Source organism: Enterobacter sp. MGH 24, assembly GCF_000493015.1.
In the GTDB taxonomy this organism is placed as follows: Bacteria; Pseudomonadota; Gammaproteobacteria; order Enterobacterales; family Enterobacteriaceae; genus Enterobacter.
Window position 1 is genome coordinate 4,065,030 of sequence record NZ_KI535657.1, and the last position, 10,336, is coordinate 4,075,365.

The window sequence follows — 10,336 nt, forward strand, 5'->3', positions numbered from 1 at the left end:
TACCCTTTTTATCAGCATACTTCACTTGAAATCTGTACCAAAACGTTATCATTTCAGGATGTTAAACATATGTATAATCAATGATAGCGTCGCTTCCAATACTTACGTAATTATTTAACACTGGAAAAATCAGCACAAAATAACCCTGCTGAAAGGTATCAGCTTAGGAGAAAATTGACACAGATCATGATTTCCGTACTCAGAAGTGAGTAATCTTGGTTACGCCCCCAGGGAGATCGCCTGACAAAAAGGGATGATGCTAAGGTAAGGCTCTTTTAGTAAATTAGTGTGCTGACGCAGAAAGTAACTCTTTGTTTTACTTTGTGTTACGCAAGTCGTATCGGCTCTGTCTATACTGTCTGACGTATCGAGCGCTGGTTTACTAAAAGAGTTTAAACATTATCAGGAGAGCATTATGGCTGTTACTAATATCGCTGAACTGAACGCCCTCGTCGAGCGCGTTAAAAAAGCCCAGCGTGAATATGCCAATTTCACCCAAGAACAGGTTGATAAAATCTTCCGCGCGGCCGCACTGGCTGCTGCAGATGCTCGAATCCCTCTCGCTAAAATGGCCGTTGCCGAATCCGGCATGGGTATCGTGGAAGATAAAGTGATTAAAAACCACTTCGCTTCCGAGTATATCTACAACGCCTATAAAGATGAGAAAACCTGTGGCGTGCTGTCCGAAGACGACACCTTCGGTACCATCACCATCGCTGAACCTATCGGCATCATCTGCGGTATTGTTCCGACAACTAACCCAACGTCTACTGCTATCTTCAAATCACTGATTAGCCTGAAGACCCGTAACGCAATCATCTTCTCTCCACATCCACGTGCGAAAGACGCGACTAACAAAGCTGCGGATATTGTCCTGCAGGCGGCGATCGCGGCTGGCGCACCAAAAGATCTGATTGGCTGGATCGACCAACCTTCCGTTGAGCTTTCCAATGCGCTGATGCATCACCCAGACATTAACCTGATCCTGGCGACCGGTGGTCCTGGCATGGTTAAAGCCGCATACAGCTCCGGTAAACCAGCTATCGGTGTGGGTGCGGGTAACACCCCTGTTGTTATCGACGAAACCGCTGACATCAAACGTGCCGTTGCGTCTGTACTGATGTCTAAAACCTTCGATAACGGCGTGATCTGTGCATCTGAACAGTCTGTTGTTGTTGTCGATTCCGTGTACGATGCGGTTCGCGAACGTTTCGCCAGCCACGGCGGCTACCTGCTGCAGGGCAAAGAGCTGAAAGCGGTTCAGGACATCATCCTGAAAAATGGCGCGCTGAACGCCGCTATCGTGGGTCAGCCAGCGTACAAAATTGCTGAACTCGCAGGCTTTACCGTTCCGGCAACAACCAAAATTCTGATCGGTGAAGTAAAAGTTGTCGACGAAAGCGAGCCGTTTGCACACGAAAAACTGTCTCCAACGCTTGCCATGTACCGTGCGAAAGATTTCGAAGACGCGGTAGAGAAAGCCGAGAAGCTGGTTGCTATGGGCGGTATCGGTCACACCTCTTGTCTGTACACCGACCAGGATAACCAGCCAGAGCGTGTTGCTCACTTCGGTCAGATGATGAAAACTGCACGTATCCTGATTAACACCCCTGCTTCTCAGGGTGGTATCGGTGACCTGTACAACTTTAAACTCGCACCTTCCCTGACTCTGGGTTGTGGTTCCTGGGGTGGTAACTCCATCTCTGAAAACGTTGGTCCAAAACACCTGATCAACAAGAAAACCGTTGCTAAGCGAGCTGAAAACATGTTGTGGCACAAACTTCCGAAATCTATCTACTTCCGCCGTGGCTCACTGCCAATCGCGCTGGATGAAGTGATTACTGATGGCCACAAACGTGCGCTCATCGTGACTGACCGTTTCCTGTTCAACAACGGCTACGCTGACCAGATCACCTCTGTGCTGAAAGCGGCTGGCGTTGAGACTGAAGTGTTCTTTGAAGTTGAAGCTGACCCTACCCTGAGCGTTGTGCGTAAAGGTGCTGAGCTGGCTAACTCCTTCAAACCAGATGTGATTATCGCACTGGGTGGTGGTTCCCCAATGGACGCCGCGAAAATCATGTGGGTCATGTACGAGCATCCTGAAACCCACTTCGAAGAACTGGCGCTGCGCTTTATGGACATCCGTAAACGTATCTACAAGTTCCCGAAAATGGGCGTAAAAGCGAAAATGATCGCGGTCACCACCACTTCCGGTACCGGTTCAGAAGTAACACCATTCGCGGTTGTAACAGACGATGCAACAGGTCAGAAATACCCACTGGCTGACTATGCTCTGACCCCAGACATGGCTATCGTTGATGCGAACCTGGTCATGGAAATGCCGAAGTCACTGTGTGCGTTCGGTGGTCTGGATGCGGTAACTCACGCCCTGGAAGCCTACGTTTCTGTACTGGCGTCTGAGTTCTCTGACGGTCAGGCTCTGCAGGCTCTGAAACTGCTGAAAGAAAACCTGCCAGCGTCCTACAACGAAGGGTCTAAAAACCCGGTAGCACGTGAACGCGTTCACAGTGCAGCAACCATCGCCGGTATCGCGTTTGCGAACGCCTTCCTGGGTGTTTGCCACTCTATGGCGCACAAGCTGGGTTCTCAGTTCCACATTCCTCACGGTCTGGCGAACGCCCTGTTGATCAGCAACGTTATCCGTTATAACGCTAACGACAACCCAACCAAGCAGACTGCTTTCAGCCAGTACGACCGTCCGCAAGCACGTCGTCGTTATGCTGAAATTGCAGACCACCTTGGTCTGAGCGCACCGGGCGACCGTACTGCTGCGAAGATTGAGAAACTGCTGGCATGGCTGGAAAGCCTGAAAGCTGAACTGGGTATTCCTAAATCCATCCGTGAAGCGGGCGTTCAGGAAGCTGACTTCCTCGCTCACGTAGATAAGCTGTCTGAAGACGCATTTGATGACCAGTGTACTGGTGCTAACCCGCGCTACCCACTGATCTCCGAGCTGAAACAGATTCTGCTGGATACCTTCTACGGTCGTGAGTTCAAAGAAAATGACGTTACTGCTGTGAAAACAGACGTTCCTGTCATCAAAGCTGACAAGAAAGCGAAGAAAAGCGCTTAACTGACAGCAAATGAAAAACCCGCCTTTATGGCGGGTTTTTTTATGTCTGGATAACAAGGCTTACGTTATTTCCTGTTGTCGTGCTGAATCGCCGTCAGCGAGCCTACAGACAACGCTTCTTTATAATGCTTACGGCAGACCGATACATAGCGTTCATTACCGCCTATCACTACCTGCTCACCATCCGCATAAGGTTTTCCAGCCTGGTCGAGACGAAGCACCATGCTGGCTTTGCGACCGCAGAAGCAGATAGTTTTTAGCTCGACGAGTTTATCCGACCAGGCAAGCAAATACTGACTCCCTGCAAAGAGCTCCCCACGGAAATCCGTGCGCAGCCCGTAACAAAGCACCGGGATATCGAGCTCATCAACCACCTCTGAAAGGGCGTGAACCTGTTCACGCGTCAGAAACTGGCTCTCATCTACCAGGACGCAGTGAATGGGCTGAGCAGCATGTTCTGTGCGAATGTCTTCAAACAGATCGGTTTTCGGATTAAACAGTCTGGCAGGCGACGAGAGCCCTATTCTGGAGCTCACCTTCCCTGCGCCAAAGCGATCGTCAATTTCAGCCGTATAAACAACGGTACGCATCCCACGCTCCTGGTAATTGTACGAGGATTGCAGCAACGCGGTGGATTTACCGGCATTCATCGCCGAATAGTAGAAATAAAGTTGTGCCATTGGCCGTAAAACCCTAATCAATGTGTAATATTCCCGATGAGTCATTGTACCATATTTTGTCTGGTCATCAGCGATACAGCGCACAGAGGACGCGGTTCAACGCTGAGTTCAGAACCTTCTGTTTTCGAAAATAACCCGTTAAAACATGAAGTAAACGCATTCAGCAAAGCCAATATGTTATAAGCTCAGCCAAACATAACACTTCTTTTTATAGTGGAATCACCGTTCATTAAAATTCACTATTTATTAACTATTTCAGTCTTAACATCACGGGTGGGAACTAATACAAAAGGCTGATATTTATCCGCCGCAACTATAATTCCTGCGGTAAATGTCACAAAAAAAAGATGCAATCGGCCGGGTTAAGCAGGTTTACGTGATAACAAGCGAGACTGTCGGGTGATGAAATTTAAGTTAGCGTAATTAATAATAGCGGCATTATTTAGTATTTTTTGAATTCCTTACATTCCTGGCTATTGCACATCTGAATTTATGGCTCTATTATTAGGACAACAAACCACCCCCCATTATAAGTTTGAGATTACTACAATGAGCGAAGCACTTAAAATTCTGAACAACATCCGTACTCTTCGTGCGCAGGCAAGAGAATGCACCCTCGAAACGCTTGAAGAAATGCTGGAAAAATTAGAAGTTGTAGTTAATGAACGTCGCGAAGAAGAAAGCGCTGCAGCTGCTGAAATCGAAGAGCGCACTCGTAAACTGCAGCAATATCGTGAAATGCTGATTGCTGATGGTATCGATCCAAATGAATTGCTGAACAGCATGGCTGCTGCTAAAACCGGTACCAAAGCCAAGCGTGCTGCTCGTCCTGCTAAATATAGCTACGTTGACGAGAACGGCGAAACTAAAACCTGGACTGGCCAGGGTCGTACTCCTGCTGTTATCAAGAAAGCCATGGATGAGCAAGGTAAACAGCTGGATGATTTCCTGATCAAGGATTAATCCCGCCACATTCAGAAAAATCCCGCATAATGCGGGATTTTTTTTAACCAAAATTTGTCGCAAACATCCCCTTACATTCTGTCATAAAGCGTTGCTGGGCTATTTCACCACGCTTACAACCCTGCTCGTTGCGGGGGGTTTGGGCATAAAAAAAACCGGTGGGCAGCGCCTCACCGGTTTCGAACATTTGCAGCCCTGACTTATTTCTTAATACCTGCGCTCTCTTTGAGCCAGGCTTTAAATTCTTCACCAAGGGTATTGTGGCGAATACCATATTCAACAAACGCCTGCATATAACCGAGCTTATTACCGCAGTCGTGGCTCTTACCTTTCATATGGTAAGCCTCAACGGTCTCTTTCTCGATCAGCATATCGATGGCATCCGTCAGCTGGATCTCATCCCCCGCTCCTGGAGGCGTTTTCGCCAGCAGAGGCCAGATTTCAGCGCTCAGGACATAGCGACCCACAACGGCCAGGTTTGAAGGCGCTACGTCGGCTTTAGGCTTCTCTACCACGCCAACCATTGGCACGCTTTCGCCCGGCTCTAGGTTAACACCTTTGCAGTCAACCACACCGTATGCCGTCACGTCTTCAACAGGCTCAACCATGATCTGGCTGCTGCCGGTTTCGTCAAAACGTTTGATCATCTCAGCAAGGTTATCCTGAGAAAGATCGGATTCGTATTCGTCCAGAATAACGTCTGGCAGAATTACCGCTACAGGCTCGTCACCCACAACAGGATGTGCACACATGACCGCGTGGCCCAGACCTTTAGCCAGGCCCTGACGAACCTGCATAATGGTGACGTGTGGAGGGCAAATAGACTGAACTTCTTCTAACAGCTGGCGCTTAACACGTTTTTCCAGCATGGCTTCAAGTTCAAAGCTTGTATCGAAATGGTTTTCGATAGAGTTCTTTGATGAATGCGTAACCAGCACAATTTCAGTGATGCCGGCAGCGATACATTCATTAACGACATACTGGATTAATGGCTTATCAACCAGAGGCAGCATCTCTTTAGGAATTGCCTTAGTTGCTGGTAACATCCTGGTCCCCAATCCCGCTACCGGGATGACGGCCTTTCTGACTTTCGAATTTAGGGCAGCCATTCAAATTCTCCTGAGCTGTTCAAGTTTTGAACTTTTATGCAATAAATAACGCGTTGAGTATATCAGTCTCGCCCCGCAGTCCGGGTCTGAAAAGAACGCGTTGCCGATCAATTAGGATAAATACGCATGAAACTGGGCAGCGATAGTAGCACTCCCCGTAAAACACAGGTAAAGCAATCTTAAAATTAAGATCCGATTGCTTATTCTGTGGACAACATTAGGCGTAGCCGTCCCCCGGCGCCCCAAATTTGGCACTGCCAGGAGGAACAGCGGTGGCTAATTTGATTAAGATACGCCGTTCCCAATGTCCCAAGCGGCACACCGTTACTCACCTCAATATGGTGTTCACCGGTATTCAGTGAAGCGTTGAGACCTGCTGAAACCAGAATCAAATTCTTTAAACCGCTGTGGTAATAGCCGACCAGCAGCGGAAACTGTCCGGGCAAATTGGCCTGCCGAAAAAGCTGGTTTACCTGTTTGAGTAGACTGCCCAACTCCGGCAGCCGTTGCCCCTGATGCGATAACTGTTCCTGCAGCAAACCATTAAATAGCGCGCGAAGAAGTAACGCGGCTAATACGCCATTATCCCCCGCTCGGGTGACATCCAGAGAATAAAACGCAAGGTCGGAATCAGACAGTGGTGCAATATCCAGCACCAGTCCTGGCTGATCGGCCGCCACCAGCTGGCGATAATTTACACGACAGTGCGAAATAGTTTGCTGTACGGGCGGCTGGAGTTCTTGCAACAGTTTCGCTGCGGCAGGTGGATTACTCACCAGAGCGTCCCAGTCCTGGAAAAGACGCTCCTCTTCCTCTACCCGGGAATTAAACATATTCGGATATAGGCATGCTAAAACCGTTTCTCGTAGCCGGTTCAGATCCTTGACCGGTTTAAGCAGAATATCCTGCACCCCAAGGCGTAATGCTTTGGCGATATCCGCCATGTTCTCTGTGGCAGAGATCACCAGAATCGGCGTCTGATTGCCTTCATTGCGCAGATGTTCAACCAGCTTCAGCCCATTCATGCGCGGCATCGCAATGTCGCAAATCATCAAATCGGGGGTAATGCTGATCATTTTCTCCAGAGCGTCGATGCCATCTTCAGCCAGTGAAGTGATTGCTCCCAGCGAGGATAACCACGAATCCAGTAGCGATCGGAAAACGGGCTCGTCTTCAACAATCAAAATGTGTTTTCCGGCCAATGGCTGCGTCATGGTTCCTCCCCTGGCTGACAGTAACTAAATAGTGGCATGCGATCGGCACTATCGCCTGTCAGATTTTGCTGAAGTAATCAAAAAAAGGTGCTTAACGTGCTGTTTGCACAAAAGGCAACAATTCGTCCATTTTCTTTTCGACGGCTAACGAGCCCGCTGCGATGGCGGCCTCAGCCCGATGGAAATCAAGGGTAGATATTTGCGGACAGTAAGGCTGAATAAGAATATCTGGCGGGTCGCCTGCCATACGATTGCGCTTAAGGCGATTCTCCAGCACCTGGATTGACGTGGTCATGATTTCTATCGCCGTCGGCGCGGCAACCGAGCGACGTGCAGCCATACGCCCGATTCGTCCTCGCAGGCGTTCATGCCAGGCCAGCTTCTCGCCCTCGGCCTCTTCACTCTGAAGATTGACCGGCATGAGGTCCTGTTGCATCAGGTGGGCGTCGTGCTGCAGGTCAACGGCAATCACGATATCCGCCCCCATAGCACGAGTCAGAGAGATGGGAACCGGATTCACGACGCCACCATCGACAAGCCAGTAACCGTTGTGTGGGACAGGCGCCATGAGCCCCGGCATACTGCAGGAGGCGCGCACCGCAAGGTGAATATCCCCTTCGGTTAGCCAGAGTTCGCGTCCTGTGCTGAGGTTCGTCGCGACGGCGCCGAAAGGCATCTGACAATCAGTGAAGTCTTCGAGAGGCATAACCTGGCGGAACTGGTTAAAGACACGTTCCCCGCGCAACAGCCCGCCACGCTGCCATGAAAGGTCCATCAGACGCAGGACGTCCCAGTAGCTGAAGGAGCGCACCCAGGTCTCGAGTTCCGGAAGCTTCCCGCACGCGTAAGCGGAGCCGACAAGCGATCCGATTGAACACCCTGCGACGATATCAACGTCAATGCCCATCTTGTTTAAGGCATTAATTACGCCGATGTGTGACCATCCCCGGGCGGCACCTGAACCCAGCGCCAGCCCAATTTTAACCTTTCTCATTAGTCCTGTTTTACTTCCCCTGGATTCCTGACATAGCGTCAACGCAACGCCTCAGTTAACATAGTGCTACCCGAAGCGTTTTACGCCTTTATATTTTGTTCCAGGAAGAGAATCGTGTCTCAACTCTGCCCTTGTGGTAGCGCTCTGGAGTATAGCCTATGTTGCCAGCGATATCTGTCTGGCGATCAGGTTGCACCAGACCCGTCACACCTTATGCGTTCACGGTACACTGCTTTTGTGATCAAAGACGCAGACTATCTGATTAAAACCTGGCATCCCTCCTGCCGCGCTGCCGAATTCAGACAGGACATCGAAGCCGGGTTTACGAACACGCAGTGGCTCGGCCTTACCGTCTATGAATCCTCAACAGGCAGTCATGTCGATGAGGGTTACGTCAGCTTTGTTGCCCGCTTTACCGAGAATAATAAACCTGGTGCCATTATCGAGCGTTCCCGGTTCTTAAAGGAAAGCGGGCAGTGGTATTATATTGACGGTACGCGCCCACAGTTTGGTCGTAACGATCCCTGCCCTTGTGGTTCAGGTAAAAAATTTAAAAAGTGTTGCGGGCAGTAACGCCTGACAACCCAGACTTCGCAAATACAAACAGGATTTCCCGGCGATGCAATCATTACAACGTAAAGTTCTGCGCACTATCTGCCCCGATCAAAAAGGGCTGATCGCACGAATTACCAACATTTGCTACAAACACGAACTGAATATCGTGCAGAACAACGAGTTCGTTGACCACCGAACCGGCCGCTTCTTTATGCGTACCGAACTGGAAGGTATTTTCAACGACACCACCCTGCTTGCCGATCTGGACAGCGCGCTTCCGGAAGGTTCCGTGCGTGAACTGACCCCAGCGGGTCGACGCCGTGTTGTGATTCTGGTGACCAAAGAAGCACACTGTCTGGGCGACCTCCTGATGAAAGCCAACTATGGCGGTCTGGACGTTGAAATTGCTGCCGTTATTGGCAACCATGAGACGCTGCGCACGCTGGTCGAACGTTTTGATATTCCGTTCGAGCTGGTGAGCCACGAAGGCCATACCCGCGAAGAACACGACGATCTGATGGCACAGGCCATTGAAGCGCATAACCCGGACTACGTAGTGCTCGCGAAATACATGCGCGTGTTAACGCCATCCTTCGTGGCGCGTTTCCCGAACAAAATTATCAACATTCACCACTCGTTCCTGCCGGCCTTTATCGGTGCTCGCCCATATCATCAGGCGTACGAGCGCGGCGTGAAGATCATCGGTGCGACCGCACACTACGTGAACGATAACCTGGATGAAGGCCCAATCATCATGCAGGACGTGATTCATGTGGACCACACCTACACCGCCGAGGATATGATGCGCGCCGGGCGTGACGTCGAGAAGAACGTGCTTAGCCGTGCGCTGTATCAGGTGCTGGCGCAGCGGGTCTTCGTGTACGGCAACAGAACCATCATTCTTTAATCTTTCGGAAAATGAATTGATTAGCTTTGCGCCTTTACGGATAAAAAGCAGGCAAACAGCTTCATTTACCTAAAGGAATGCTTTACAGGGGCGTCTCATTTGATATGATGCGCCCCGCTTCCAGCAGGAAGCAGGCCAGTAAAAAAGCATTACCCCGTGGTGGGGTTCCCGAGCGGCCAAAGGGAGCAGACTGTAAATCTGCCGTCATCGACTTCGAAGGTTCGAATCCTTCCCCCACCACCATCACTTCCAGAATAATCCAAAAAAATCATTATAAAACTGAACCGAATCCGTCGTTGTAGGCCGGGTAAGGCGCAGCCGCCACCCGGCGACAGAAGCCAGAACCCTACATCGGTGGCAACCGTCTCTTCACCGGCGAGCTCTTCACAATCGACGTATTGCACTGGGCATGTTCCGCCAGGCCGTCCAGCAGCACATCCAGCTGCTCAATTGACCGCACCACCAGCCGGATAACAAAACAGTCTTCCCCGGTCACCTTGTCGCTCTCAATACACTCCGGCATCGCCTGAATGTACTTGTCCACCTTATGCAACAACCCGGGCAAAGGCCGCACGCGCACCAGTGCCTGCAGCGTATACCCCAGCGCCGCCAGATTCACCCGTGCGCCATACCCCTGAATCACACCGCGCTCTTCCAGCCTTTTCAGGCGTTCTGCCGTGCTGGGTGACGTCAGACCGATACGCCCGCTGAGCACCTTCAAAGACATGCGCGCATCCTCGACCAGACAGGCTAAAATGTGTCGGTCGATATCATCGAGAAGGTATTCCATCGCTTTCACCTAATTTTAAAAAGTCATTAA

Annotated in this window: 10 protein-coding genes and 1 tRNA gene; 5 read left to right on the top strand and 6 right to left on the bottom strand. The window is 50.4% G+C overall.

Translation table 11 applies throughout. The annotated features are described in order from the left end of the window. Nucleotides 1–415: 415 nt before the first annotated feature. Nucleotides 416–3,094: a bifunctional acetaldehyde-CoA/alcohol dehydrogenase gene (adhE, locus tag L370_RS02925; protein ID WP_023335976.1), complete on the top strand. Its 2,679-nt coding sequence runs from the start codon at nucleotides 416–418 to the stop codon at nucleotides 3,092–3,094. A gap of 65 nt (nucleotides 3,095–3,159) precedes the next feature. On the opposite strand, the gene tdk is transcribed toward adhE, so the two are convergent. Further along, nucleotides 3,160–3,774, bottom strand: coding sequence for a thymidine kinase (gene tdk, locus L370_RS02920; protein WP_023335977.1), 615 nt, complete (start codon nucleotides 3,772–3,774; stop codon nucleotides 3,160–3,162). A gap of 549 nt (nucleotides 3,775–4,323) precedes the next feature. Between tdk and hns the strand changes: the two genes are divergently transcribed. Further along, nucleotides 4,324–4,737 carry a histone-like nucleoid-structuring protein H-NS gene (hns, locus tag L370_RS02915; RefSeq protein ID WP_008502781.1) on the top strand — a complete coding sequence of 138 codons (414 nt, stop codon included), beginning with the start codon at nucleotides 4,324–4,326 and terminating at the stop codon, nucleotides 4,735–4,737. A 43-nt stretch (nucleotides 4,738–4,780) separates the two neighbouring features. Here the strand turns inward: hns and L370_RS23510 are convergent, their stop codons facing one another. The 4 genes from L370_RS23510 to rssA all read right to left on the bottom strand — a co-directional run bounded on the left by L370_RS23510 (nucleotide 4,781) and on the right by rssA (nucleotide 8,054). Continuing rightward, nucleotides 4,781–4,924, bottom strand: a complete 144-nt coding sequence (locus L370_RS23510) for a hypothetical protein (RefSeq protein ID WP_023335978.1) — start codon at nucleotides 4,922–4,924, stop codon at nucleotides 4,781–4,783. A 13-nt stretch (nucleotides 4,925–4,937) separates the two neighbouring features. Continuing rightward, nucleotides 4,938–5,846: a UTP--glucose-1-phosphate uridylyltransferase GalU gene (gene galU, locus L370_RS02910; RefSeq protein WP_023335979.1), complete on the bottom strand. Its 909-nt coding sequence runs from the start codon at nucleotides 5,844–5,846 to the stop codon at nucleotides 4,938–4,940. A 200-nt stretch (nucleotides 5,847–6,046) separates the two neighbouring features. Beyond that, nucleotides 6,047–7,060 (bottom strand): two-component system response regulator RssB, encoded by a 1,014-nt coding sequence (gene rssB / locus L370_RS02905; protein ID WP_023335980.1) that lies wholly within the window; start codon nucleotides 7,058–7,060, stop codon nucleotides 6,047–6,049. Nucleotides 7,061–7,151: 91 nt separating this feature from the next. Then, nucleotides 7,152–8,054, bottom strand: coding sequence for a patatin-like phospholipase RssA (gene rssA / locus L370_RS02900; RefSeq protein WP_023335981.1), 903 nt, complete (start codon nucleotides 8,052–8,054; stop codon nucleotides 7,152–7,154). Nucleotides 8,055–8,168: 114 nt separating this feature from the next. Here rssA and L370_RS0122180 point away from each other — a divergent pair, with 114 nt between their 5' ends. The 3 genes from L370_RS0122180 to L370_RS02890 all read left to right on the top strand — a co-directional run bounded on the left by L370_RS0122180 (nucleotide 8,169) and on the right by L370_RS02890 (nucleotide 9,759). Further along, complete coding sequence (locus L370_RS0122180; RefSeq protein WP_032642221.1) at nucleotides 8,169–8,627, top strand: YchJ family protein; 459 nt, start codon at nucleotides 8,169–8,171, stop codon at nucleotides 8,625–8,627. Between the two features lie 46 nt (nucleotides 8,628–8,673). Continuing rightward, nucleotides 8,674–9,516, top strand: coding sequence for a formyltetrahydrofolate deformylase (gene purU, locus L370_RS02895; protein WP_023335983.1), 843 nt, complete (start codon nucleotides 8,674–8,676; stop codon nucleotides 9,514–9,516). A 158-nt stretch (nucleotides 9,517–9,674) separates the two neighbouring features. Then, a tRNA-Tyr gene (locus L370_RS02890) sits at nucleotides 9,675–9,759 on the top strand. A gap of 103 nt (nucleotides 9,760–9,862) precedes the next feature. Here L370_RS02890 and L370_RS02885 read toward each other — a convergent pair. Beyond that, the gene (locus tag L370_RS02885) at nucleotides 9,863–10,306 is read right to left on the bottom strand and encodes an Lrp/AsnC family transcriptional regulator (RefSeq protein WP_023335984.1); all 444 of its coding nucleotides are present in this window, start codon (nucleotides 10,304–10,306) and stop codon (nucleotides 9,863–9,865) included. Nucleotides 10,307–10,336: the final 30 nt, after the last annotated feature.

Excerpts from the sequence above, each read along its gene's own strand:
- hns (WP_008502781.1), top strand. The coding sequence starts at position 4,324 with ATGAGCGAAGCACTTAAAATTCTGAACAACATCCGTACTCTTCGTGCG.
- tdk (WP_023335977.1), bottom strand. The coding sequence starts at position 3,774 with ATGGCACAACTTTATTTCTACTATTCGGCGATGAATGCCGGTAAATCC.
- galU (WP_023335979.1), bottom strand. The coding sequence starts at position 5,846 with ATGGCTGCCCTAAATTCGAAAGTCAGAAAGGCCGTCATCCCGGTAGCG.
- adhE (WP_023335976.1), top strand. The coding sequence starts at position 416 with ATGGCTGTTACTAATATCGCTGAACTGAACGCCCTCGTCGAGCGCGTT.
- L370_RS02885 (WP_023335984.1), bottom strand. The coding sequence starts at position 10,306 with ATGGAATACCTTCTCGATGATATCGACCGACACATTTTAGCCTGTCTG.
- rssA (WP_023335981.1), bottom strand. The coding sequence starts at position 8,054 with ATGAGAAAGGTTAAAATTGGGCTGGCGCTGGGTTCAGGTGCCGCCCGG.
- rssB (WP_023335980.1), bottom strand. The coding sequence starts at position 7,060 with ATGACGCAGCCATTGGCCGGAAAACACATTTTGATTGTTGAAGACGAG.
- purU (WP_023335983.1), top strand. The coding sequence starts at position 8,674 with ATGCAATCATTACAACGTAAAGTTCTGCGCACTATCTGCCCCGATCAA.
- L370_RS23510 (WP_023335978.1), bottom strand. The coding sequence starts at position 4,924 with ATGTTCGAAACCGGTGAGGCGCTGCCCACCGGTTTTTTTTATGCCCAA.